Origin of the sequence: Proteiniphilum sp. UBA1028 (assembly GCF_002316955.1) — a bacterium.
Classification (GTDB): Bacteria; Bacteroidota; Bacteroidia; order Bacteroidales; family Dysgonomonadaceae; genus Proteiniphilum.
This window is the reverse complement of sequence record NZ_DCEN01000035.1, coordinates 80,785-106,114: the sequence shown is the minus strand read 5'-3', so window position 1 is coordinate 106,114 and position 25,330 is coordinate 80,785. Positions and strand designations below refer to the sequence as shown.

19 protein-coding genes and 1 other RNA gene are annotated in these 25,330 nt (G+C 44.4%); 9 read left to right on the top strand and 11 right to left on the bottom strand.

Annotated features, from left to right (window positions below; translation table 11 throughout):
* Positions 1-395: 395 nt before the first annotated feature.
* The 8 genes from B3Z75_RS05730 to B3Z75_RS05695 all read right to left on the bottom strand — a co-directional run bounded on the left by B3Z75_RS05730 (position 396) and on the right by B3Z75_RS05695 (position 7,958).
* Positions 396-956: a hypothetical protein gene (locus B3Z75_RS05730; RefSeq protein ID WP_294068532.1), complete on the bottom strand. Its 561-nt coding sequence runs from the start codon at positions 954-956 to the stop codon at positions 396-398.
* Positions 957-1,145: 189 nt separating this feature from the next.
* The gene (locus B3Z75_RS05725; protein ID WP_294068530.1) at positions 1,146-2,129 is read right to left on the bottom strand and encodes a FecR family protein; all 984 of its coding nucleotides are present in this window, start codon (positions 2,127-2,129) and stop codon (positions 1,146-1,148) included.
* An 88-nt stretch (positions 2,130-2,217) separates the two neighbouring features.
* Positions 2,218-2,781 carry an RNA polymerase sigma-70 factor gene (locus B3Z75_RS05720; RefSeq protein WP_294068529.1) on the bottom strand — a complete coding sequence of 188 codons (564 nt, stop codon included), beginning with the start codon at positions 2,779-2,781 and terminating at the stop codon, positions 2,218-2,220.
* A 137-nt stretch (positions 2,782-2,918) separates the two neighbouring features.
* Positions 2,919-4,166: an aminotransferase class V-fold PLP-dependent enzyme gene (locus tag B3Z75_RS05715; protein ID WP_294068528.1), complete on the bottom strand. Its 1,248-nt coding sequence runs from the start codon at positions 4,164-4,166 to the stop codon at positions 2,919-2,921.
* On the bottom strand, positions 4,153-5,493 hold the full coding sequence (gene sufD, locus B3Z75_RS05710; RefSeq protein WP_294068527.1) for a Fe-S cluster assembly protein SufD: 1,341 nt from the start codon (positions 5,491-5,493) through the stop codon (positions 4,153-4,155). Before sufD ends, B3Z75_RS05715 begins: the two co-directional genes overlap by 14 nt.
* A gap of 24 nt (positions 5,494-5,517) precedes the next feature.
* Entirely contained in the window at positions 5,518-6,261 is a 744-nt protein-coding gene (gene sufC, locus B3Z75_RS05705; RefSeq protein ID WP_294068566.1) for a Fe-S cluster assembly ATPase SufC, read from the bottom strand.
* 140 nt (positions 6,262-6,401) lie between these two features.
* The gene (locus B3Z75_RS05700) at positions 6,402-7,196 is read right to left on the bottom strand and encodes an ABC transporter ATP-binding protein (protein WP_294068526.1); all 795 of its coding nucleotides are present in this window, start codon (positions 7,194-7,196) and stop codon (positions 6,402-6,404) included.
* Positions 7,197-7,208: 12 nt separating this feature from the next.
* Entirely contained in the window at positions 7,209-7,958 is a 750-nt protein-coding gene (locus B3Z75_RS05695; protein ID WP_294068525.1) for an MlaE family ABC transporter permease, read from the bottom strand.
* A gap of 100 nt (positions 7,959-8,058) precedes the next feature.
* Here B3Z75_RS05695 and B3Z75_RS05690 point away from each other — a divergent pair, with 100 nt between their 5' ends.
* Positions 8,059-8,775: a M48 family metallopeptidase gene (locus B3Z75_RS05690; RefSeq protein ID WP_294068524.1), complete on the top strand. Its 717-nt coding sequence runs from the start codon at positions 8,059-8,061 to the stop codon at positions 8,773-8,775.
* Between the two features lie 14 nt (positions 8,776-8,789).
* On the opposite strand, the gene B3Z75_RS05685 is transcribed toward B3Z75_RS05690, so the two are convergent.
* The 3 genes from B3Z75_RS05685 to B3Z75_RS05675 all read right to left on the bottom strand — a co-directional run bounded on the left by B3Z75_RS05685 (position 8,790) and on the right by B3Z75_RS05675 (position 11,661).
* Complete coding sequence (locus B3Z75_RS05685) at positions 8,790-10,340, bottom strand: YihY/virulence factor BrkB family protein (RefSeq protein WP_294068523.1); 1,551 nt, start codon at positions 10,338-10,340, stop codon at positions 8,790-8,792.
* A gap of 18 nt (positions 10,341-10,358) precedes the next feature.
* Positions 10,359-10,712: RNase P RNA component class A (rnpB, locus tag B3Z75_RS05680), an RNA gene on the bottom strand.
* Between the two features lie 94 nt (positions 10,713-10,806).
* Positions 10,807-11,661, bottom strand: a complete 855-nt coding sequence (locus B3Z75_RS05675; protein ID WP_294068522.1) for a LytR/AlgR family response regulator transcription factor — start codon at positions 11,659-11,661, stop codon at positions 10,807-10,809.
* A 213-nt stretch (positions 11,662-11,874) separates the two neighbouring features.
* On the opposite strand from B3Z75_RS05675, the gene B3Z75_RS05670 reads away from it, so the two are divergent.
* The 8 genes from B3Z75_RS05670 (at position 11,875) to B3Z75_RS05635 (ending at position 25,235) form a co-directional block, all read left to right on the top strand.
* Positions 11,875-12,993, top strand: a complete 1,119-nt coding sequence (locus tag B3Z75_RS05670) for a DUF6051 family protein (RefSeq protein WP_294068521.1) — start codon at positions 11,875-11,877, stop codon at positions 12,991-12,993.
* A 170-nt stretch (positions 12,994-13,163) separates the two neighbouring features.
* On the top strand, positions 13,164-13,727 hold the full coding sequence (locus B3Z75_RS05665; RefSeq protein ID WP_294068520.1) for an RNA polymerase sigma-70 factor: 564 nt from the start codon (positions 13,164-13,166) through the stop codon (positions 13,725-13,727).
* A gap of 237 nt (positions 13,728-13,964) precedes the next feature.
* Positions 13,965-14,933 (top strand): FecR family protein, encoded by a 969-nt coding sequence (locus B3Z75_RS05660; RefSeq protein ID WP_294068519.1) that lies wholly within the window; start codon positions 13,965-13,967, stop codon positions 14,931-14,933.
* A 148-nt stretch (positions 14,934-15,081) separates the two neighbouring features.
* On the top strand, positions 15,082-18,399 hold the full coding sequence (locus B3Z75_RS05655; RefSeq protein WP_294068518.1) for a SusC/RagA family TonB-linked outer membrane protein: 3,318 nt from the start codon (positions 15,082-15,084) through the stop codon (positions 18,397-18,399).
* Positions 18,400-18,418: 19 nt separating this feature from the next.
* Entirely contained in the window at positions 18,419-20,065 is a 1,647-nt protein-coding gene (locus B3Z75_RS05650; RefSeq protein ID WP_294068517.1) for a RagB/SusD family nutrient uptake outer membrane protein, read from the top strand.
* Between the two features lie 161 nt (positions 20,066-20,226).
* Positions 20,227-21,555 carry a glycoside hydrolase family 43 protein gene (locus tag B3Z75_RS05645; protein WP_294068564.1) on the top strand — a complete coding sequence of 443 codons (1,329 nt, stop codon included), beginning with the start codon at positions 20,227-20,229 and terminating at the stop codon, positions 21,553-21,555.
* A gap of 19 nt (positions 21,556-21,574) precedes the next feature.
* On the top strand, positions 21,575-23,773 hold the full coding sequence (locus tag B3Z75_RS05640; RefSeq protein ID WP_294068516.1) for a glycoside hydrolase family 127 protein: 2,199 nt from the start codon (positions 21,575-21,577) through the stop codon (positions 23,771-23,773).
* Positions 23,727-25,235 carry a RagB/SusD family nutrient uptake outer membrane protein gene (locus B3Z75_RS05635; protein ID WP_294068515.1) on the top strand — a complete coding sequence of 503 codons (1,509 nt, stop codon included), beginning with the start codon at positions 23,727-23,729 and terminating at the stop codon, positions 25,233-25,235. Before B3Z75_RS05640 ends, B3Z75_RS05635 begins: the two co-directional genes overlap by 47 nt.
* Positions 25,236-25,330 lie beyond the last annotated feature (95 nt).

The following is a 25,330-nucleotide window of genomic DNA, read 5'->3' as shown; positions in this document are numbered from 1 at the left end:
CACATCAAGACTTTCCCGAAATCTCAAGACACTTATTTGATGGATGTTATTCATCTATCAGGCTACAAATCTTCAGAGAAGACGTATTTTGTCCGAAAATCACAACCCATTCCGACTCTTTTTTCAATTTGACCTACCCGTATGGGCAGGGTTTATTTTTATAAAAAGCTGCCTCCAACCTAAACGAAAAGAGATTTAACACACCATTGCATGTTCAACTTTTATCTTTTTCGGATATCGCCGCGCACCTCTGTACCATGAAGCATGAACTGCGCGACAAATATAATAAAAAGACAATTCGTGTAACATAAAAAGGACATTTATTTTCATTATTTCCACTATTTCAAATGGCAACGATTGCATAAACCGTACTGAAAAAATAGCAAGATGGGGGATTATCTCGTAGTTATGGTATAGGTTACATTGGCTTTATAAACTGTTTCTACCCCGTCTGATTTGACATGTTTATCGATATAGTTCTGTGCGGATCCGGCAATCCTGTTATCGTAGGTAACATTATATTTCAGGTCCTTCCCTCCGTTCTCAGACTCGATAATGGAAGAAGGGGTTGATGAGAGGGGCGTTTCGGTATATCGGGTATGAGGACGGCTGTAGGACCCGTCAGCTGCCCTGACAATCACATCGCCCAGCGGGATGGTTTCGCTTCCTCCTACCCGGGTAAAATAAGCACCATCGGCCGCAACCGTAATCTGAAAACCTCCGCTACTACACACGGTAAGGTGGTCGTCGTGCGTGACCGACACTCCTTGCTCGTAATCTTCGGTGGAGGCATACATCAGGTCGGTACTTTTTTGGGTAGTTTGCACAGCAATAGTCTGTACGGGAAAAAATCGAATATTCACCGTAACTGCATCGGAATGCGACTGCGCTCCGGCATTCGCTACCGAAAGCATCATGCAGACAAGTAGCGTTGTTAAGGTTATCGAAATATTCAAAAATCCCCCTTTCTTTTAAATATTATCTTTCAGAGGGGAAATTTAGAGAATATTTTTATTAAATGCAAACAATATTTGGTGTATTTTGCGTAAGCCGATTTTTGGGCAACTGATAAAAAAACCGGGAGGTTTTTGTCACTTTGGGTGAAATTATGCTTGGATCATGCCATCTCAACACAAGGGGAACGATCAAAGAGAAACGTAGATTTTATGGTCACGACGGTTGAATTTCACCGGGGCAATTTTCTGCAATTCCTCCAAAACATCCTGGATGGCCACCTGCTTCGTAGTAAGGCTATAGCTGTAATTGAGTGCATCGGGAGTCTGGACATGAAACTCCACGTCGAATTTCCTCTCCAGCACCTTCATTACCTCCGGCAACGGCGTATCGTTGAAATAAATCACATTCTTCTTCCACAACGAAGCGTTGGATGGGCGCACAAGATTATGCAAGGTAGTTCTTCCGGTCGTTTTGTTGTATTCTATCTGCTGGCCCGGGAGCATCGGAAAACTATTTTGTTGCACATCAAAAGAGATTTTTCCTTCATCGAGTACAATCTGAATGACTTCGCTGTCGTTGTAAGCATTCACGTTAAACGATGTGCCGGCAACAATTGTGCGGGTGTTATGTGCATGCACCACAAAAGGCCGTCTTTTTCCGGAGGCCACATTAAAGTATGCTTCGCCGTCAATCCAAACCTCCCTCTTCCGCAATCCGAATCTCTCCGGATAACGGATCCGGGTATCGGCATTCAGATATACCTCTGTGCCGTCCTGAAAATATAGGGTGGCATCCTCTCCTTTCGGGACATACAATTCGGCATAAGTCATTCCTTCAAAAAAGCCGGCAGTTCTGTTCAAATAATAGCCGAAGCCTGCAACAACGAGTAGTGGCAAGAGAATTACCGCTACTTTTAGCAGGACACGGCCAATTCGCCTTTCATAAATGGTTTTTTCAATTTTTTTGTAGAGACGGTCCGACCGGGATGGTGACAGCAAATGATCTTGATGCAGTTCTGATTCCAGCATATAAGCGTCCTTGTCGAGCAAATCAGACAGAAATTGCTGCCCCTCAATGGTTGAGGAGAACCAATCAGCTACTTTTCTGGCTTCCTCTTTCGATGCCTTACCGCTCAAAACACGACGAACAATATCATTATCTTTTAACTGCATCACTGCCCGGGTTATACTATCTTACACACTCTTTGTTCACATTAGACACATTCACAGAACAAAGAAATGAGTTGTATATCTTAATTATTTACAACAACATTTTAATACGTTGAAAATAGCTTCTCAATATTTTCAGCGATTCCTGATAATGAGATTTCACAGTATGAACCGAAATTCCCATTTTTTCGGCTATCTGTTGATTGCTATCGGTTGTCTTTAGTTTCCTCATGCATACCTCCTTTTTTTGCGGAGGCAGCATCTCTATCCCTTTGTATAGAAATTGGTGTACTTCTTTTTCCTCCAGCTTTCGTGCGATATCATCCTGAGAAGAGAGTTCTGCCTGTGTATTCACATAGTTCAACGACACGGCCCCTTTTTGGCTCCTGATTAGATTCAGGATGAAGTTCTTGGTCATTGTATAGAGGTAATTTTTCAGATTGATCTCAATGTGAATGTCGCCGGTAGTCTCCCAGAGTTTCACAAAAACATGCTGCACCACATCTTCTGCCATTGCGGAATCTTTCAGATACTTGTACGCAAGCGCATACAGGTAACGATGATACTTCGAATAGATAGCAGAAAAAGCTCCCTTATCCCTTTTTTTCAGAAGGATGAATAATGCATGATCTTCGTTCCGGCTATACTCAGACATCTTTTACATGGAATTATGAAGAATCCGGGCAAATGTAATCATTTGCAAAATATTTCCACAATATTGACCAAAAAACATGACGCAGGATGCAAGAAATAAGACAAAAATATCTTTATCGCCCGCTTTCTGCTGATTGCCTATTTCTGTCCGGGAAACATGGCAACTATGCGCTCAATTCCTTTCACCATCTGGTCAATCTCTTCCCTGGTATTGTAAAAAGCGATGGAAGCGCGTACGGTACCGTCTACCCCGAGAATTTTCATCAGTGGCTCAGCGCAGTGATGGCCGGTCCGGACGGCGATCCCCATCTTATCGAGCAGCGTACCCAGGTCGTAAGGATGAATACCATCCACCAGGAACGAGATAACGCTGCTCTTCTGAGCAGCATTCCCCAGGATACGCAACCCGGGGATGGCAAGCATTCGTTCTGTGGCATACCGCAACAATTCGTGCTCATAACGGGCAATATGATCTATTCCGAGAGAAGTGACATAGTTGAGTGCTGCAGCCAGTGCGGTCGTCCCCACGAAGTCGGGGGTCCCTGCCTCAAATTTAAACGGAAGCTCATTGAAGGTTGTCTTCTCGAACGATACGCTGGAGATCATCTCTCCTCCACCCTGATAGGGAGGCAGAGCATTCAGCCACTTTTCTTTTCCGTACAACACTCCCACTCCGGTAGGGCCATAAATCTTATGAGAAGAGAAGACCAGGAAATCACAATCGATCTGCTGTACATCCACATTACAATGCTGAACGCTCTGGGCAGCATCAATCAGCACGGGTATATCGTGTCTGTGGGCTATTTTCACAATCTGCTCAATGGGGTTGATCGTGCCCAACACATTGGAGACATGCGTTACCGCGATGATTTTGGTGCGAGGGGTAATCAGCTTTTCCAGTTCTTCAAGGATCAGTTCGCCATTGGCATTGATGGGGGCAACCCGGAGTTTTAATCCCAAATTCTCGGCCTGCAACTGCCATGGAACGATGTTGGAGTGATGCTCCATGGCAGTGATCAGTATCTCATCTCCCGGCTGGCAAAAAGCCCGGCAATAAGAGGATGCTACCAGGTTGATCGACTCCGTGGCACCGCGGGTAAAGACGATCTCATTCTCGGATACAGCATGAATGAACCGGCAGACTGTCCGCCGGGCAGCCTCATGCTCGTCGGTGGCAGCCTGACTCAGAAAATGGACTCCCCTGTGCACATTGGCGTTCACGGTGGTGTACATCTCCGTGATCTTATCCATCACGCAACGCGGTTTCTGGGTGGTAGCAGCATTGTCTAAATAAACCAACGGCTTGCCGTACACCGTACGTCCCAGAATCGGGAAGTCGGCCCGTATCTTATTTATATCGAGATCTTTCAAATTAAATACATACATTACAGTTTCCGCAGCGCATCAGCTTGCCACGGAAGCGTTTATCAATGAGATTTGTCAGTCGTTCCTGCAGGCTCTCAATGCGAATCATATCCACCACATCACGAGAAAAGGCTACCATCAGCAAGAGACGGGCTTCCTCCTTGTCGATACCGCGGGCACGCATGTAAAAGAGCGCTTCCTCATCAAGCTGGCCTGTAGTGAGCCCGTGTGAGCACTTCACATCATCGGCATAAATTTCCAGCTGCGGCTTGGAAAACATCTGAGCTGTTTCCGAAGCCAACAGGTTGCGGTTTGTCTGGTAAGCCATGGTCTTTTGTGCATGTTTCTCCACCAGAATCTTTCCACAGAAAACACCGGTTGCACGGTCGTTCAACACAGTTTTAAACAGTTCATTGCTCATACAATTGGGTCTGGCATGATCAAGGAAAGCAAAGTTGTCGATATGCTGATCCTTATCACAAATGGCCAATCCTCCCGCATGTGCTTCTGCATGTTCGCCAAGCAGACGGAAACGATAGTTGTTGCGTGTATATCCGTTGTGCAGGGTGATGCAGCTCGTTTGCACGTTGGAATGATCTTTCTGCTCACTGAAGAAGTTGTTCAGCCGGGTAACTTTCTCCGAGTTCTCCTCGAGTTCGTATACATCTACCTGGGCAGACACATCGGCAAAAACCTCCGTCACCTGGGTCACCACGAAATGCACATTATCTACGGTATGATCACACATCAACAGTTTCACCCGGGCATTTTCTTCTGCAATAATCAGGATCCTCCGGTTCACACTCAGATCAACGCCACCACGCAGAATGTTGATCAGCTGCAATGGCTTCTCCAAAGCCACATTTTTGGGCACATAGATTACAAAGCCATCCTGGGCAAACATCGTATTGTATGCCACCACCCCGTTATCGGAATAATCGGCAATTTGCGCATAGTGCGCCGCAAACTTATCGGGGTATTTTTCAGAAAAAAGCTGTAAACTGCCTGCAAAAACACCTTCCGGCAATTTTTCAGACGGCTGAAAGCGGTCGTAATACCGGTCGTTTATTAAAAAATAAAGGTACGTGGAGAGATTAGGCACATCGCATTTGAAGGCATCGTACGGATTTACCGGGATGGGAATATTCCGCAAATTCAACCCCAGGTCGGCGTCAAATGTCCGCACAATGTTGGAGTGCTTATAATCTTCCTGTTTTGAAGACGGGAAACCGATCTGCCTGAACGTTTCAAAAGCGGAATCGCGATGCAGGTTCATTCCCTTCACAGAATGAGCATCCAACTCTTTCCGAAACTGTGTAAACAGATCTATATATTGTTGTTCTATCATTTTTTTGAAATTGCAGATGATGAATTATGGATTGATCAGCCAGTCATAACCTCTTTTCTCTAGTTCAAGAGCCAGATCAGGACCACCCGATTGCACAATTTTTCCCGCGTAGAGTACATGCACATAGTCGGGTTTAATATATTCAAGCAACCGCTGATAGTGAGTAATGACAATGGTGGCATTCTCTTTGGCCTGAAGTTTGTTCACGCCAGCAGCCACTACCCTGAGAGCATCGATATCGAGGCCCGAGTCGGTCTCGTCGAGAATAGCCAGCTGCGGATTCAGCATAGCCATCTGGAATATTTCGTTTTTCTTCTTCTCGCCGCCTGAGAAGCCTTCGTTTACCGAACGGCTCACCAACTGGCTGTCCATCCCCAAAAGCTCCCTCTTATCGCGCATCAGCTTCAGAAAATCGGTGGCAGAAATGGGGTCTTCCCCTCTGTACTTGCGTTGTTCGTTCACGGCGGCACGCATGAAGTTGACCATGCTCACGCCGGGGATCTCCACCGGGTACTGAAAACTGAGGAAAAGTCCCTCGCGGGCCCGGTCTTCGGGCTCCATCTCCAGCAGATCTTTCCCTCTGAAGAGGATGTTGCCGCGGGTTACTTCAAACTTGGGATTTCCCGCCAGCACCGAAGCTAGAGTACTTTTCCCCGAGCCATTAGGGCCCATCACCGCATGCACTTCACCTTCGTTTACCTCCAGGTTTACACCTTTCAGGATCTCTTTTTCTTCTACGATTGCGTGCAGGTTCTTTATTTTTAATATACTTGTCATGTTGATTTGTTGAATATTATGATCGCGGCTATCTTGTCTACTCCGCTTGAATGAATTTATTTTTTGCGTGATTGAATCGTTTAATGGCAGAACTCTCGCCCCTGAATAACAACCACTGTTGTGGATTTGTTCTATCTATTGGATTTCACTCCTTTTTCATCTTCAGAGATGATCTCTTCTGCTTCTTTGATTTTTTTGAATAGGTCCGAGGCAAAAACGAAGTCGTTCAGCTTTTCGTTCTCCGTATCCATCACTTCTGCCCTGGTGCCTTCCCACTCTTTAATTCCTTCGTTGATAAAAATGACTTTATCACCGATATTGATCACCGAGTTCATATCGTGCGACACTACCACCGTGGTCATTCCGAAGTCGGTAGTAATATCATATATCAACTCGTCGATAAGCTGTGCCGTTTTCGGATCGAGTCCCGAGTTGGGTTCATCGCAGAAGAGATATTTCGGGTTCAGGGCAATGGCTCTCGCGATAGCCACCCGTTTTTTCATTCCCCCACTGATTTCTGAAGGATAGAGGGCGGCAGATTCCGAAAGGTTTACCCGTTCCAGGCAGAACTCAGCGCGTTTGCGTCGTTCCCGTTTATTTTTACGGGAAAACATCTCAAGGGGAAACATCACATTCTCAAGCACTGTGCGTGAGTCGAAAAGCGCTGCACCCTGAAAGAGCATCCCGATGTCGCGTCTCAGGCGGCGGACCTCTCTCGACTTCATGCCGGTGAATCTGCGGCTGTCGTACCATATTTCGCCCGAAGTGGGCGAAATTAAGCCGACAAGGCACTTCAACAGAATGGTTTTACCCGATCCGCTCTTGCCGATAATCATGTTTACCACCCCTTTGTTGAAGGAGGTACTTATGTTGTTGAGTACGATCTTACCGTCGAACTCCTTTGTCAGATTTTTTATTTCTATCATACAGGAATGTATTTACCCCAACGCCAACTGCGTAAACAGCAAGTCGGTAACGAGAATCAATACACTGTTTATCACCACGGAATTAGTACTGGCCTGCCCCACCTCCAGTGCGCCTCCCTTTGCCGTATAGCCGAAGTAAGCCGCTACCGATGCAATGATAAAACCGAATAACATCGATTTAAAGATGGAGTACCAGACAAATGACTCTCTGAAGAAAGCCTGAATACCGTAAATGTAGGTCTCTATTGAAGGGGTCCCCAACACCATGCAGATGATGTATCCGCCATAAAGCCCCATGAACATACTGAAAATCACCAATACCGGCATGAATGCTACAAAAGAGGCGATCTTGGGCAAGATAAGATAATTGGCAGAGTTTACACCCATGATGTCGAGCGCGTCGATCTGCTCGGTGATGCGCATAGTTCCTATTTCGGAAGCCACATTGGATCCTACTTTCCCGGAAAGGATAAGACACATGATGGTGGAGGAGAACTCCAGCAAAATGATTTCGCGCGACACCACCCCCACCGTAAACCGCGGCAGCATCGGCGAATCGATATTCAATGCTATCTGAAGTACAATTACAGCTCCGATAAAAAAAGAGATGATGATGACAATCCAGATTGAATTTACACCCAATGCATAAACCCCTTTCATGAATTCTTTCATAAACTCCCTCATTCTATCCGGGACCGAAAGCACTTTCTTCATCAGCAAAGCGTACTCACCTACACTTTCTAAAGAACGGATAAGATTCATGTGGTTTGCTCGTTCAAAAAAATTTATGCAAAGATAATTTTTTATTTCGATTCCGGCTAAAAACAACAAGGTTACTGTTTTAAAATTGTAATTTTGCCGCATGTTTGAATTCTTCGATAAGGAACTCGGCAAAATTCTCGTGACCCCTCATAAAAGGGCGAAACGAGTGATCGCAAGGCGAAAAAGCGACCATATTCAGTTGACTGTGCCCTACAGGTTTACCATGAGGCAAGTCAGTTCTCTGCTGCAGGAGATGAAGCCGCAGATATCAAGACTAAAACCGTTGTCCAGGCCGATCTTTGCCGAGGGGGATAAAATTTCTTCCTTCACATTCGACGCACAGATAGTCCGGACTGCATATGTAGAAAAGCCGGCACTATCGTTAAAGGAAAGGAATCTGCATATCTACATGCCGCAAAGGAGCGACCTGTCGCTGCCAGCTAATCAGCAGTTCATCAAAGAAGCAATCATTGGGGTTTTGCGGATTGAGGCCAAACGAATTTTGCCTGTAAAAGCGGACTCCTTTGCCCGGAAGCATGGTCTCAGCTACCACGACATAAAAATTAACAGTAGCAAAGGGCGCTGGGGAAGTTGTTCTGCGCAGAAAGATATCAACTTTTCACTCTTTCTGATGCTGTTGCCCGAGAAGCTGATCGATTACGTAGTATTACACGAACTTACTCACACGGTGGAGATGAATCACGGTGAAAGATTCTGGGTGCTGCTTGACCGGTTTTGTGACGGTCAGGCCCGTAAACTGAGCAGGAAAGTGAAAAAATTCAAACCGGACTGGTACGATTTCCTGGTACAGGATTAGGCTGCTGTGGGTGCTCAAAGATCCTTTAGAAGCAGATCGCTGTTATTCTCATACATGCACAGGCGGGTGTTGACCAGCACGTTCCAGTGTTCGTGAAACTCGCCCTCCATATCGATCATAAAATCCTCCGACCCCTTTTCGTCCAGCTTGGCCATCAGATAGTTCACGGAGATCAGGTTAATATCTACCGCCGGTTGAAAAGCCATAACCAGCTCATCTTCGGGAGAAGGGGTAGCAGAGATCACATTTATCTCCATCAATTCATCCAGGATGTCGTGTGTCAGCCGCGACGGCACCTTGCACTTTTCGGAGATCTGATCGGCAGTATAGGGAGGCAATTCTTCGGCAAAGCGGCGAATAATCACCGAAGCGATCATCAGCGTAAAAAAATCCCTGTACCTCCTGCTGATATTTCGCGTCTCTTTTTCAAATGAAAACTTACGCACATTCTGTGCGGCATAGGAGACCTCGGCACCAATAAGGGTAATAAACCAGGACAACTGTATCCACAAAAGCATCAGCGGAATGGCCGCAAAAGTACCGTAGATGGCATTGTAGCGTGTAATCCACAACTGTCCGCTCAGGTAAAGCATCTGAAAAAATTGAAAAGCTACCCCCGCAAGAATGCCTGCCAGCAGAGCATTCTGGAATTTCACTTTAACATTGGGTAGATACTTATATACGGCAGTAAATATCAGGATCATTACCACGAAAGGAATAATATTCAGAAGCCGGGGAATAAACGGATACAGAATATAGATTATTTTGAGTGTGTTATTTTGCGGGTAACTGATAATATTCAGCGCGTTGACGAGAATAAAAAACAGAGGAATGAAAAGCACCATAGCCGAATAATCCGTGACTTTCCGTCCGATACTCCTGCCTTTGCTTACCTGCCAGATCTTGTTCAGGTTGCTCTCGATATCATTAAAGAGAAGCAGGATGGTATAGAGAAACAGCAAGATACCCACACCCGCAAAAACACCCCCTCCTTTGGCTTCCTCCAGCGAATTTTTAATTAACTGAAACAACAAATTCAAAAACTCGCGCGTCCTTCCTTCCGCCGTAGCTTCCTCCTGAAACTGTATCCGATCAGCCCCAACATCAGAGGGGGCCACACGGCCGCTATTTATGGAGTTCAACGCCTCTATGCCAATGACTGCCGTATCGGGCAGCGTAACTGTTTGCGCAACAATCTCGATAGTGTCTGTTTTCTCACCAGTCATCAGGTTAAAGATGCTGCTCTCCATAATATTTTCAATCCCAAAACCACGAGCAATAGCGAAGATGACAGCCAGCAACGGAACAATGGAGAGAAGGGTGCGGTAGGTAAGCGAACGGGAACTGGCGGCAATATTCAGCTCCTGCACATTCCGCACAGTGAGCATGACAATCTTGATAGCGTTATAGAGGATATTCTTTTTGTTGGACAGCGTCTCCGGATTGGAACGCCAGATATCGTAAGATAAAAATCTGATTATCTCTTTCACTTTGATCCTCAGCCGATCGAGCCTGCCGGGTTCTTCCTCTTCATCGCGGTACCTGTTTTTACCGTTCTTCTCCATAACTATTCTGGTAATGAAAAAAGCAGCAGGCCTGTAAGCCGGGTTCTGTCTCCCGAACATTTCGGGACGTTTGTCATTTATCTGCGGAGAGATGTCACCATCCACCTTTAGCGGCCTACCCCCCGGCATCGGGCGAGCAACCCTACCTATCCGGTATACATGGCCTTGCAACCCATAATGCGTACGGCACACCGTGTTGCCACGGCACCCGGTGGGCTCTTACCCCGCCTTTTCACCCTTACCCCTTGCGGGGCGGTTGTTTTCTGTTACGCTCATCTGCCCTCACGAACAGCTTCCCGTTAGGAAGTATGGTGCCCTATGTTGCCCGGACTTTCCTCCCCCCCTTCGGAGAGCGACAAACCGGCCTGCTGCAGCTACAAAATTAATACTAAATTAGCGAATTCACTCATTTCTTGCGTTTTTTTACATTCCCGGCAGCCGTGAGAATGTATTCTTCGCGATCCTACTATATGCTATATTGTGAAAATTTGTGCATAAAGGATTCGTAGTATGTCTTTGACACCGGAATGTCGGGAGTGTTGTCTACATCAAGCTCCAGCACGATGCCGCTTTTCTCCTTCTTCAGTATCTTCACCTTGTCAATATTTACGATGTAAGAGCGATGACAGCGGATCAGCGGGGTATCTTTTGCAAGGTTTTCTTCCATCCACTTGAGCGAATTTCGTATCAGGTAATGCGACATGTTTGATTTGTTCAGGTAGTATATGGTTGCATAGTTGTCTGCGGACTCTATATAGAGTAGATTGTCCAGCATAATCGAGATCTTCAGGTCGCCCTTCTCATCGGGAAAAGCCACCAACGACCTGGAGTGGATATCGGTCGACTTTCCCTGTTCAATGCTCTCCAGCAGTGCGCTCTTCTCCTTCCACGAAAAATAGAGCCAGGTGATGGAATAGGGTAAGAGAAGTACCAAAGCCGTATTGATAAGGCTTTGACGGAATATCTCCGAAATGTCTCTCACAATCCCGTCTTTGGGAAAGAATTTTGCGAAGAGGGTGTAAAAGACAGCCATTGCTACTATTTCGCATACAATCCATGTCCCATACTGCCAATATAAAACGTCTCTTTTTTTTGAAAAGACCGTAAGGATAATTCGACTGATTACGACCACCAGCATGCCCGTAAGAATAATCAGGCTGGAAAATGCGAAATACCGGATATCCGAAATGCCGGGGTACCAGTTACGGGAACCGAACGGTTGAAAAAGGTTGATGAATAACAAAGCAAAAAAAGCGGTAAAGAGGATCGTCTTTATGCTGTTTTTCTTTTCAATCAAATATGCAGGAATCTTTCCGTCCATCGTAGAATGAATTTATTGCCCACTCACCACAAAAGTAAATTTTAATTGATGACTTACCAAAAAAATCAAAAAACAACCCACAATTTTCGTCCCTGAATAACAGATTTCACCCCACATAGAATATTCTGCCCCATTTTCACGACAACTTTCCCTTTGATTTGTAAAGAAAGGAAAAAGCCTGTTTTTTTGCCACAAACAAGATTTTTTAATTGAATGGCGACGACAAATTACACAGAGCGGCACATTGTGCTGAACAACAGCTTCAGTCAAAATGCGGATTGTCACCTGGAAGACAGTGCGATCAACATCCGTTACTTCCATTTCAACAGTCTCGCCTGCACCAGAGACCAGGAGAGCTTACAAGGAGACAACCGCATCACCGAGAACCTCTCTTTTGCATATCCTGTGTTTTCGCCTGCTGGAAAACAAAAGCACGATCATGCTATTCTGCTTCTTCATGGTTTAAACGAAAGAAACTGGAATAAATACCTTACCTGGGCTGAGTATTTATGCCTAAACACCAGCAGGCCGGTCATTCTTTTCCCTATTGCCTTTCATATAAACCGATCTCCTGTATCCTGGTCAACCCCCCGGAGTCTGGTAAATCTGTTAAATTTCAGAAGAAATAGATACGTCGGTGATCGATCAATCAGCTTTGCCAATGTGGCACTCAGCGAACGAATCAGCCAGAGCCCGGAACGTTTTTACCTGTCCGGGAGACAAACCTGGGCAGATCTCACAACGCTGTTTCAAGAAATCAGAAGCGGTCGGCATCCGCTCTTCAGAGAGGGATGCCGGATCGATATCTTCGCCTACTCCATCGGGGCGTTCCTTTCGCAAGTGGCGCTGATGGCAAATGAGAAGAATCTCTTTTCCGACTCCCGTCTCTTTATGTTCTGTGGGGGCAGCATCTTCCGTTCCATGTGCGGCATATCCCGTAGCATCATGGACAGGGCTGCTTTCGACCGGTTACAGGATTACTATGTAAATTACTTTGGAAGCGAGTCGGAGAACCGTTGGCGTCGCGACAGCGCCTTCGATGCTTTTTATCGGATGATCGTTCCGGAAAGGCTGCAGGGCGAGCGCGAAGCCTTCTTTGCCTCACTGGGAAAAAGGATAAAAGGAATTGCCCTTGCAAAGGACACGGTAATCCCCTATCATGGCGTGCAGGAAGCGCTGGGAAAGGAAAATACAGATTCAAGCATCCAGCTGCTGGACTTTCCCTTTCCTTACACCCACGAAAATCCGTTTCCCTCTAATATCGCCGACATAACAGCTGTGAACGCAGCCTTTCTCCGTGTCTTCTCCCATGCTGCGAATTTTTTGCAGTAAAATGCTACTTCTTCCTTAATAATTGGTCATCAACAAAAGTATTTCCCTTTTCAATTTTGACAATAATAAGGTTGCAACCGTTTTATGATAGTATTTAAGATTTGTCCTGATTATAATATTTTTATATCTTTGGGATTCAACATCTGAAAAAAACTAAAAATAAATACCAGGTGCAAACATTAACGGGATATAAGGCTCAATTTGAAGAAGTGTATGTCTCTCATTATGCACGAATGAAACGATTTGCACAGCAATATTTAATCCGGGAGGAGGATGCTGAGAATATCGTACAGGATATTTTTTCCGACCTTTGGGAGAAAAAAATGGAATTCTCTTCATGCATAAACCTTCACGGATACTTGTTTATGATCTTGAAAAACAGATGTATCGACTTTCTCCGGCATAAAACCCTTGAACAACATACTTTCGAAGAGATACAGAATGAATATACCCGTAGCCTGAAACTGAAACTCGCCTCTTTGGAAGAGTTGGACAACAGCCTTCTCTCTGATAATAATATCGATGCCGTCATCCAAAAGACAATAGATACACTACCGGAAAAATGCCGGGAAATTTTTGTGATGAATAAAATCGAAGGGAAAAAACAAAGAAAGATCGCAGAAGAACTCAACCTCTCAATTCATACAGTAGAAAGCCAAATGGCTATCGCCTATAAAAAACTAAAAGAGGCATTAAAAGATTATATACCACTCTTCCTCTTCTTTTTCATTTGATTTATTATCAATAAATTTGGTCCTATTAAATTTTATGTTACTATTCCTATTTAACCACTTCCCGACAAGACACAGCTGCTGGAAACTTCTCCTTTACCCGATAGGTTTAATGAAAAAAGTTTTCGCAAAGGAGTAAAACAAGCAGTGCAAGCTTCTGTACTTACTTAACGAAAATACGACTCATTTTCGTTAGCGGTTTTTCACTTCTCATTCGTTTTATTAATAACAAGCATCAAAATGGACGAACAACTCTTGCGTTATTTTTCGGGACAATTAACGGTTAGCGAACGACTTGAATTAATCCTCCGTATTGAAAACGATGAACGGCTAAAGGCCGAGTTCATTCGTTTACAAAATCTGAGTGCGGTTTCACAACTCTCACCTCATCCCACAGACCAAAGTGAAGGGAACACACATTTTAAAACATTTATCTCTCAAGTAAAACAGAAGTCCCAAAGAAAACTCTTTGTCAATATTGGAAAATATGCAGCAATAGCGCTTATACTTGTCGCTTCAACCATCTGGGCTACACTTCGGCTCGCGGACAATGCTGCACCTACCATGAATACGTTATTCGTACCTGCGGGACAACGGGCACAAATCACACTACAAGACGGCACACAGGTTTGGTTGAACGCACAATCGACACTGACATACCCGTCTCATTTTTCCAGGAAAAACCGCGAAGTAAAGATAACCGGAGAAGCTTTTTTCGACGTGGCAAAAGATAGAAAAAAGCCATTTATCGTTTCCACGCAAAACGTTCATGTGAAGGTGCTGGGGACGCAATTCAACGTGTATAGTTATCCCGGTGCAGGATATATTCAAACAGATCTGGTAGAAGGCTCTGTGAAGGTTTATCAAACGGACAATGAGAATAACAGCACCGTTCTAAAACCAAATGAACAAGTGGTGGTCAGAGGAAGCAGCATGATTGTCAGCAACATTAACAACCCCGAGCATTTACTCTGGAAGAATGGAATTTACTCTTTTAACAACGAACGGCTAATCGATATCATTACCAAGCTGGAACTCTATTACGATATCACGATAGAGGTCAAAGACCCGGAAACATTTAACGTGCGTTATACCGGAAAATTCCGGCAACGCGACGGTATTGATGAGATTTTGCATATTTTGCAAAAAATCCAACCCTTCAAGATCCTGAAAGACAGAGAAAAAAATATAATTATTCTATCAACTTAAATTTATCCACCTTTAAAGCTGAATGCCTATGTAACACCCCCTAAAGAAAGACAATGAAAAAGCGACAGGTGCGCCAACACCTGCCGCCGGATTAAGCAAACACAGTAGTAACTTATCTAAGTATTCACTTAAAAACACATGCAAATATATGAAAATAAACACTTCACCCCATCACTCAGAGATAAAAAAGAGTGATCTAAAAGATTTGTTAAAAATCATGAAAATCAGCCTGCTATTACTTTTTGTCTTTGTTCTTCAACTGTCGGCAGTGAACTCCCACGCACAGGATGCCATCATCAAGTTGAGATCGAACCGCATCACGATGGGTGAGCTCATCCGGGAAATTGAACGTCAGACCGAGTATCTCGTGGTATACAGCAACCGGGAGGTGGACACGCGTAAGGAAGTGAACCTCCGGGCAAAAAGCAACAAGGTGTCGGAATTGCTCAAGGAAGCACTGGCAAATACCGCCATCGGTCATGACTTTGAGAACAACTACATCGTGCTGTCAGCCAAGATCAACCGCAATGCCTCTGCAATTGCACAAATGATCCAATCAGCACAGCAGGATGGGAAAACAGTTACGGGAACGGTAAGAGATGAGAATGGAGAACCGATTATCGGGGCAACCATTGTGCTCAAGGGAACAGATATTGGGGTTGTTAGCGACACCAATGGTCGATACTCGATTAACGTTCTTAACAGGGATGCTGTTTTAGTGTTTTCTTACATTGGTTTTCTTACAAAAGAGATTCCCGTTGGGGATCAGCGAGAAATCAACGTTACTTTTTCTGAAGATCTCATTGGTCTTGAAGAGGTTGTTGTAATTGGCTATGGCAGCATAAGAACAGCAGATGTAACCAGTGCAGTTGTCTCGGTCAAACCCGATAATTTCACGCAGGGTAGTGTGAGAGATATTGGTCAATTGATTCAAGGGAAAGTGGCCGGACTAATCATCAATACGACAAGTGGAGACCCATCGGGTAATTCATCTATCCGACTGAGAGGGAATACCACCCTGAATGGAACCAGTACCAATCCATTAATTTTGATCGATGGTATACCTGGCGATTTTAATACGGTTTCACCGGAAGATATCGAATCGGTGGATGTATTGAAAGATGGATCGGCAGCAGCTATCTATGGTACACGCGGAACCAATGGGGTAATTATTATTACAACCAAAAGAGCCAATACTGACATACGAGGTCGTGTGGATTATTCGGGATATCTCAGTACCCAAGCGATCCGAAAGAAAACAGAGATGCTTGATGCGGACGATTATCACCGTCTTATCTCAGAAGGAGTTATTGGAACATCACACGATTTCGGCGGAAACACCAATTGGTTTGAGGAAGTAACAAGAACACCGCTAATTCAGAATCATGATTTAAGTATCAGAGGCGGAAACCAGAAAACGAATTATTTAGCCTCCATTAATTATAATAACTCGGAAGGTATTTTCCAGGAATCGTTTCGTGAAAGATTTAGCGTTCGTAGTGATATGAATCACACTATGTTCGATGGAAAGTTGTTGTTAAATCTTGGTATTGTGTCGCGTAATGACAATTCCAGTTCTTTCAGTAACGATATATTCAAGCATATAAATCATTCCCATCCGACCGTGCCGGTTAAAGATGCTGATGGGGAGTGGTACGAAGTAACAATACAAGGAGTTGAGAATCCTGTTTCCCGGATAAAGGAACAAGATAATGAAAGTCATTCTCAATTCACGCGCATCAATGGTAGCGTTACACTAAAACCGATGGAAGGATTGAATCTGCAAGCACATGTTTCTTATTCTAAATACAATGCGCAAGGTGGATCTTATGAAACCAGTAAACATATGTCAACTATTCGGGACGGTCGTAATGGTGTGGCACACCTTAATGCCAACCAAAGTATTGATAGATTGGTGAATTTAACGGCTGAATACAAGAAAAGTATAAAAGATCATATCTTCACTCTATTGGCAGGGTATAGTTATGAGGATACTGATTCGAGAAATCAATCCATGAATAATTCCGATTTCGCTACAGATATTTTTGGTCAGTTTAATATTGGCCTGGGTGAAGCAGGGAAAAAAGGGACTACCTTCTGGGGGATGAGCAGCGGCAGAAGCCAAACGAACCTGATTGGTCTTTTTGGTCGTTTGAATTACAATTACAAGAATCGTTACCTGTTGATGGCCAGTGTACGGCGTGAAGGCGCCAGTCAACTGTATGGTGCAAAAAATCCCTGGGGAACATTCCCGGCTGTTTCTGTTGGTTGGCGTTTGAAGGAAGAATCATTCCTGAAAGATGTTTCTTTTATCAATGATTTGAAGCTGCGTGCAGGTTATGGTGTGACCGGAACCCAGCCCAACAGCTCGTTCCTGGGAGTGTCGACGCTTCAATACAGTGGTGCCGTTTTCACCAACGGACAGTGGATACAAACACTTGTTCCGGGACGTAATCCCAACCCCCACTTGAGGTGGGAAGAGAAACACGAAACGAATGTCGGTCTTGATTTTGCCTTCCTGAGAGGTCGCTTGTCGGGAAGTGTTGACTATTATGTTCGTGTGATTGATGGACTCTTGTACGATTATACCGTGCCTGTGCCACCGAACTTGGTGAATACCACCCGTGCCAATGTGGGTGAAATGAAAAATGAAGGTGTTGAGGTATTACTGAGAGCAATTCCTGTTAGAACAAAAGATTTTGAATGGAATACCGATATGAATTTCTCTACGAATAAGAATGAATTGGTTACACTTTCCAACGATTTGTATGAACCTCAAAACTCTTATATTACGTCTGGTGATGCACAGATCCCTATCTATGGTCCTACCCATCGGTTGGATATAGGAGGCGCGATCGGTAACTTCTGGGGCTACAAAGTAATCGATGTTGATAATGATGGTAAATGGATTTATGAAAACCCAGAAACAGGAGAAGCTGTTGCTTATGATGATTTTGCCAAAGTGGATGAGAACAAGATGATTATCGGTAACGGACTTCCCAAGTATTATTTAAGTTGGAACAACTCCATTCGCTATAAGAATTTTGATTTTGCAGTAAACATGCGTGGCGCTTTCGGATACGAGATCTTGAACTTCGAACGGATGTATTACGAAAACACCAAAACACATCAGTTGTATAACCGATTGAAAACAGCTTATGAACCAATATTTGGCAAAGCGGTGTTGAACAATGAGTTGGATCTTGAGTATAACTCCTATTACATAGAGAAGGGCGACCACTGGAAAATCGACAACATTACGTTGGGGTACACTTTCAATACCAAGAATTGGAAATACATCGACCGACTCAGAATTTATGCTTCATCGTTGAATACTTTTGTGTTTACCAATTACAAAGGAACCGACCCCGAAGTAAGTGCAAGCGGCCTCGCTCCCGGTAATGACCTTCCGAATAAATATCCGACGGTAAGAACGTTTACGTTTGGTCTTAATGTTAGTTTTTAAATTTTAATACGAAAAGATTATGAAATTATATAAATCTAAAAATTGGCTGATAATCTTGTTGATCGCTGTGTTAAGTGGCGGATGTACAGAATTGTATAATACAAGTTATAGTGAAATCATTGCGGATCAGTTTGAACCGACCGAAAAAGATATTCCTGCTCTTATCGGTTCCGCTTATACACAATTGCGTGCTTCGATGCTCGATTTTGATGGTATTTGGCGCTATCAGGAGATTACTGCTGATCAGATTGTTCTACCTGCTCGGCCCAATGGATGGGTGGATGGTGGGCTCTATCGTCGTGCACACGAACACTCCTGGACTGCCACCGAAAATTGGATTCGTGGCCTTTGGACCCGCTTCTATCAGGGAATTACCAATTGTAACCGCTTGATTTTTCAACTGGAATCCGGATTTTTACCTGTAAAGGATCAGGATCTGTACGAATCGATGATTGCAGAATTACGTGTAACGCGTGCTTGTTATTATTATTTTTTGTGTGATCATTTTGGTGCTGTTCCTATTTCTACCAAGTTTGATGTGCCGGATGGATTCCTACCAGAACAATCAACCCGACAACAGGTCTACGATTTTATTTTGACTGAAATAACCGAATCTCTTCCTTTATTGTCTGAAGAACGGAATCAAAGTACCTATGCACGCTTTAATGTATGGGCAGCCCGTACCCTAATGGCGAAAATGTATCTGAACGCGGAAGTCTACACAGGCGTTGCGGAATGGGAAAAATGTATTCAACAATGTGATTTAATTATCAACTCAGGTGCTGGCTATCAACTGGAAGTGAATCAGAAAAATGTATTTGTGACCGAAAACGAAAACTCGGCCGAGATCATTCTTGGGTTGGCTGTAGACCCCAAATACACCACATCGTGGAACGCGTTCGATCATCATATGCAAACATTACCAGCAGGGTTGCAATACAAATACAAATTGTCCATGGAACCTTGGGGTGGTATTTGTGCTATTCCACAGTTTATCGATACATTCGATCCGGACGATAGCCGATACACTGACAACTTTATCTATGGTCCACAATATACAAGTGATGGAGAGCCTATATTAATCGCAATTGGAAGTGCGGAATATGTTGGCAAACCGATGGATTTTGTGAATGAGGTGAATAGTATTGCCCACTCGGAACAACACCAAGGTATTCGGTTTGAAAAGTATGAAATCGGAATTGGTTCGTCCAATTGTTTGGAAAATGACTTTGTTCTTTTCCGCTATGCCGATGTTTTGATGATGAAAGCCGAATGTCTGCTGCGTACAGGCAAAGCTGATGAAGCGGCCACGATTGTAACCGAAGTACGTCAAAGAGCTTTCAAATCGGCTCCAGAGAAGGCCGTCGTAACAGGTGCTGACCTATTGAAAGGTAGTGTGTATGATTATGGTGTCAGAGACAACCGGGAAACCCCTGCAAATACGTATGAGGGTGGTGCCGATATCATGTACGGTCGCTTTCTGGATGAATTGGGTTGGGAGTTTAACCAAGAGGGGCGTCGCCGGCAGGATATGATTCGTTTTGGTGTTTATACCCAAAAATCTTGGTTCTCACATACACCAAATGGCGATTATCGTGTATTATTCCCTATCCCGCAGAGGGAAATGGATGCGAATGCCAATTTGAAACAGAATCCGGGTTATTAAAACAAACACACACAGATGTCTGTTGTTAGGCATCTGTGTGTGTGTTTAATAATCATGAAGTGGTGAATTATAGCCAAAAGAAGGTAGAAGTACAATTTAAATAGATAAGAATAATGTATAAGATCAAATGTTGCAGACCTGTTTGGGGTCTCTTGTTGCTTATGGCGGTGCTCCCATTTATGAAAGGGATGTCTCAGAATCGACCGGTAGTGCAAACCAAGTTTACGGCAGACCCGGCTCCCATGGTTCATGACGGGACGGTATATCTGTATACCAGCCACGATGAAGATGACGCTCCGGAGGGGATGGGGCGCTTTTTGATGAAGGAGTGGTTATTGTATACGAGTACCGATATGGTCAATTGGACTGATCATGGTGCGGTAGCCTCCTTGAAGGATTTCAAATGGCTAAACAAAGAGAATGGGGCTTGGGCACCTCATTGTGTTGAACGCAACGGGAAGTTCTACCTTTATTGCCCACTACATGGCAATGGGATTGGTGTATTAGTAGCCGACTCTCCTTTCGGGCCTTTTATCGATCCGATCGGCAAACCCTTGGTGTGGCAAAAAGAGCATTGGTATGATATCGACCCGAATATATGGATTGATGATGATGGACAGGCATATCTGTATTGGGGAAATCCCACCCTATACTATGTAAAGCTCAACGAAGATATGATCTCTACCTCGGGGGAGATTGTAGAAGACAAAACATTCCCCAAACGAGAAGATCGTGAATCGCCTTACCATTATCAGGAGGGTCCTTGGGTGTTCAAACGTAACGACTATTATTACATCACCTATGCCAGCACTTGTTGCCCCGAAGGGATAGGCTATGCTATGGGTAAAACACCGGTTGGTCCCTGGGAATTCAAAGGATATATTATGAAACCCGACCGTAGATCATCGGGCAATCATCCCGGCGTAATTCAGTATAAAGATAAATGGTATGTGTTCGGTTTCAATTTCCTGTTGAACTTTCGGCAGACCGATAAACATCACGAACGACGCTCTGTCTGTGTGGCTGAAATCACCTTTAACCCCGACGGTACTATCCAAGAACTGCCTTGGTGGGAAGAGGGAACACCCGTCAATCCGGTAGGAACACTAAATCCATACAAACGCACCGAGGCGGAAACTATTGCTTGGTGCGAAGGGCTGAAAACCAAATCGAACGCTTCGGGTGGAATCTATGTTACCGCAGTTCATATCAACGACTATATCCGGGTGCGGGAGGTCGATTTCAAAAAAGGAGCGAAAAGCTTCGAAGTGAGTGCTGCTTCTGTTTCAGGTGGGAAAATCGAAATAAGGTTGGGTAATGTCGACGGCCAATTGTTGGGTGTTTGCGATATCCATTCTACCGGTGGCGCCGAGACCTGGAAAACCTTTACTACAAATGTAAAAAAGGTGAAAGGCGTACACGATCTTTATTTTGTATTCAAAGGCGGCGAAGGTGAATTATTCAACCTGGATTACTGGAAGTTTAACTAATAATTATATCAGTAATTAAATGAAGATAAAAATTTCCTCTTTCGTGATTTCCCTATTTCTGCTTGTTTCTTGTGAAACAGGGAAAGAAATAGAGAGAAAACCCGAATCGTTTCCTTTAAGTAACGTCCATTTATTAGATGGCCCATTTAAACACGCTTGCGATTTGAACGTCGAAGTGTTGTTGCAATACGACGTTGACCGCTTGCTTGCTCCATTTTTCAAAGAAGCAGGATTAAAACCGAAAGCTGAAAGTTTTCCTAACTGGATCGATCTTGATGGGCACGTTGGCGGACACTATCTAAGTGCGATGGCTATCCATTATGCCGCCACCGGAGACAAGGAATGTAAGGAGCGTATGGAATATATGCTTGCCGAACTTAAGCAATGCCAAGATGCACATGGCAACGGTTATCTCGGAGGACAACCCGGCGCATTGGAAAAGATTTATAACCGGATAAAAGCAGGTAATGGCAAAGCGGCGGCCGACGCATGGGCGCCTTGGTACAATCTGCATAAAATGTATGCCGGATTGCGCGATGCCTGGATATACGGAGAGAACAAGCAAGCTCGAGACATGTTTCTTGACTTATGCGATTGGGGGCTTACCATCATATCTCCTTTGGACGACGAACAGATGGAACTGATGCTCGATTCCGAATTTGGTGGCATGAACGAAGTCTATGCGGATGCGTATAAAATAAGTGGTCATGAGAAATATCTTGAAGCGGCTAAACGTTTCTCGCATCGGGTATTGCTCAACAGTATGGCAAAAGGAATTGATAATTTGGATAATAAACACGCCAACACACAAGTGCCGAAAGCAGTTGGGTATCAACGTGTCGCTGAATTATCGGGTGATTCGACTTTTACAAAAGCAGCTACTTTCTTTTGGGAAACGGTAGTGAATAACCGCTCCTTAGCTTTTGGAGGTAACAGTCGCCGCGAGCATTTTCCTACAACCGACGCCTGTCGCGAATATACCGAAGAGCGTCAGGGGCCGGAATCGTGCAACACCTATAATATGTTACGATTGACCGATGGTTTGTTCCGCATGGATCCGCAGGCGAAATATGCCGACTATTATGAACGAGCCATGTACAATCATATTCTTTCCACCCAACACCCTGAGCATGGTGGTTATGTCTATTTCACTTCCGCACGTCCACGTCATTACCGGGTGTATTCCGCTCCTAACCAGGCCATGTGGTGCTGTGTAGGAACCGGGATGGAAAACCATGGCAAATACGGAGAGTTTATCTATAGTCATGCGGGGGAGGATTTATTCGTAAACCTCTTTGTCGCATCCGAACTGGATTGGAAAGAAAAAGGTCTGAAGCTTAAACAAGAAACGGCTTTTCCTTATGAGGAAAAGTCCTTGTTGACATTTACGCTTGATCAGCCGAAGGAATTTGCACTATTGATTCGTTACCCTGTTTGGGCAACCGATTTGAGTGTGAAAATCAACGGTTCTCTCCATCGTGTGAAAGCTACCCCCTCTTCTTATGTTGAAATAAATCGTAAGTGGAAAGACGGAGATGTGATAGAACTGTCGTTCCCTATGAAGACAACAGTAGAAGAAATGCCTAATGTGTCCGATTATCTGGCTATTTTCAGAGGTCCTATCTTATTAGGAGCGAAAGCAGGAGATCATGATCTACACGGTTTGATTTGCGACGACGGTCGTTGGGCACATATTGCCTCCGGTTCGTTGTTGCCTATTACGCAAGCTCCGCATATTGTAGGCGAGCGTAACGAAATTATCGAAAAGCTTGAAAACATGCAGACCATCGATGGAAAACCGCTTCATTTTACTTGTCCCGGTTTGTTCCAATTTGCTGAGGAAGAGATTGTTTTGGAACCCTTTTATGGCATTCACGACAATCGATATATCATCTACTGGCCCTCTATGACACAAGAAAGATATTCGGCTGTAAAAGAGGAACGCGAACTGGCGGAAAAAGAACGAATGAGACTTGACCTGCGAACCGTAGATCAGGTAAAACCGGGAGAGCAACAGCCTGAAACGGATCATTTAATGCAAGCTGAAAGATCGAGAACCAATTATTTTCGGGATGAAAGTTTTCGGGATGCTGTTGATAGTGGTTACTTTAGTTACGATTTATTAACCGGTGGAGAAACCAATTTGTTGCTCCGTGTACGTTACTGGGGCAATGAAGAAGGAAAACGTGCCTGTGATATTTTCATTATCGATGCTTGATTTTGACGGTATATGGCGTTATCAGGAGATTACCGCCGATCAAGTAGTAATCCCCGCCCGACCCAATGGATGGGTAGACGGTGGTTTGTACAGACGTGCACACGAGCACACCTGGACCGAAACAGAGACGTGGAATCGGGGTTTGTGGACGCGTATTTTTCAAGGAGTAACGAATTGTAATCGATTGATATATCAAATCGAATCGGGTTTTTTACCCATCAGCGATCAGGTTGTTTATGACGGTATCATCGCTGAATTACGGGCAACGCGTGCCTGTTATTATTACTTTTTGATCGACCTTTGGGGAAATGTCCCGATCGAAACAAAATTCGATCTCCCTGAGGGTTACTTACCTGAACAATCCACCAGAAAAGAGGTATTTGACTTCATTGTAAAAGAACTAACTGAGAGCATGCCCCTTTTATCAAAAGAACGCGGCCAGAGTACTTATGCGCGTTTCAACGAATGGGCGGCACGAACGTTATTGGCAAAAATGTATTTGAATGCCGAAGTTTATACAGGCACGCCCGAATGGGAAAAATGCATTCAGCAATGTGATTTGATTATGAACTCGAATGTTGGATACGGCTTAGAGTCCAGGCAAAAAAATGTGTTTGTGACTGAAAACCAGAACTCCATTGAGATAATTCTGGGATTAGCCATTGACGCAAATTATACTACCAGCTGGAACGCATTCGATCACCACATGCAAACTTTGCCGGCAGGGTTACAGTACAAATACAATATCACGCAGGAGCCCTGGGGAGGTATGTGTGCTATTCCGCAATTCATCGACTCGTTTGATCCGGACGATAGCCGGTATCACGACAACTTTATCAAAGGGCCGCAATATACCATCGGGGGTGAACCGATCTATATTACCATTGGTAGTGCAGAGTATATTGGCAAACAGATGGATTTTGTGAACGAAATAAATAGTATCGCGCAGTCTGAACAACATCAGGGTGTCCGTTTTGAAAAATATGAGATTGGCCTTGGCTCATCCAATATTTTGGATAACGATTTTGTTTTATTCCGCTATGCTGATGTGTTGATGATGAAAGCAGAATGTCTCCTGCGGACAGGCAAAGCGGATGACGCAGCCGCGCTCGTGACACAAGTTCGCTCCAGGGCATTCACCGGGGCACCTGCGAAAGCAACCGTTACAGGAGCTGAACTCCTTGCCGGCAGTGTTTATGACTATGGTATAAGAGACAACAGGGAAACCCCTGCAAATACGTATGAGGGTGGTGCCGATATCATGTACGGTCGCTTTCTGGATGAATTGGGTTGGGAGTTTAACCAAGAGGGGCGTCGCCGGCAGGATATGATTCGTTTTGGTGCTTATACCACAAAATCATGGTTCTCTCACCCGGCGAGCGAAGCATATAGAACGCTTTTCCCGATACCCAAAAGAGAACTTGAAGCCAATGGTAATCTAAATCAAAACCCAGGTTATTGAGATGCGAGGGAAAGCTGGGTTGAATAATCTTTTTTAAAAGTGTATATTTGCTGTCCGGATACATGATGATTCAAACAAACATTGGTTTGCCAATT

Excerpts from the sequence above, each read along its gene's own strand:
- B3Z75_RS05655 (WP_294068518.1), top strand. The coding sequence starts at position 15,082 with ATGAAAATAAACACTTCACCCCATCACTCAGAGATAAAAAAGAGTGAT.
- B3Z75_RS05645 (WP_294068564.1), top strand. The coding sequence starts at position 20,227 with ATGGCGGTGCTCCCATTTATGAAAGGGATGTCTCAGAATCGACCGGTA.
- B3Z75_RS05660 (WP_294068519.1), top strand. The coding sequence starts at position 13,965 with ATGGACGAACAACTCTTGCGTTATTTTTCGGGACAATTAACGGTTAGC.
- B3Z75_RS05715 (WP_294068528.1), bottom strand. The coding sequence starts at position 4,166 with ATGTATGTATTTAATTTGAAAGATCTCGATATAAATAAGATACGGGCC.
- B3Z75_RS05720 (WP_294068529.1), bottom strand. The coding sequence starts at position 2,781 with ATGTCTGAGTATAGCCGGAACGAAGATCATGCATTATTCATCCTTCTG.
- B3Z75_RS05700 (WP_294068526.1), bottom strand. The coding sequence starts at position 7,196 with ATGATAGAAATAAAAAATCTGACAAAGGAGTTCGACGGTAAGATCGTA.
- B3Z75_RS05675 (WP_294068522.1), bottom strand. The coding sequence starts at position 11,661 with ATGGACGGAAAGATTCCTGCATATTTGATTGAAAAGAAAAACAGCATA.
- B3Z75_RS05650 (WP_294068517.1), top strand. The coding sequence starts at position 18,419 with ATGAAATTATATAAATCTAAAAATTGGCTGATAATCTTGTTGATCGCT.
- B3Z75_RS05635 (WP_294068515.1), top strand. The coding sequence starts at position 23,727 with ATGAAGAAGGAAAACGTGCCTGTGATATTTTCATTATCGATGCTTGAT.
- B3Z75_RS05695 (WP_294068525.1), bottom strand. The coding sequence starts at position 7,958 with ATGAATCTTATCCGTTCTTTAGAAAGTGTAGGTGAGTACGCTTTGCTG.
- B3Z75_RS05690 (WP_294068524.1), top strand. The coding sequence starts at position 8,059 with ATGTTTGAATTCTTCGATAAGGAACTCGGCAAAATTCTCGTGACCCCT.
- B3Z75_RS05670 (WP_294068521.1), top strand. The coding sequence starts at position 11,875 with ATGGCGACGACAAATTACACAGAGCGGCACATTGTGCTGAACAACAGC.
- sufD (WP_294068527.1), bottom strand. The coding sequence starts at position 5,493 with ATGATAGAACAACAATATATAGATCTGTTTACACAGTTTCGGAAAGAG.
- B3Z75_RS05640 (WP_294068516.1), top strand. The coding sequence starts at position 21,575 with ATGAAGATAAAAATTTCCTCTTTCGTGATTTCCCTATTTCTGCTTGTT.
- B3Z75_RS05685 (WP_294068523.1), bottom strand. The coding sequence starts at position 10,340 with ATGGAGAAGAACGGTAAAAACAGGTACCGCGATGAAGAGGAAGAACCC.
- B3Z75_RS05725 (WP_294068530.1), bottom strand. The coding sequence starts at position 2,129 with ATGCAGTTAAAAGATAATGATATTGTTCGTCGTGTTTTGAGCGGTAAG.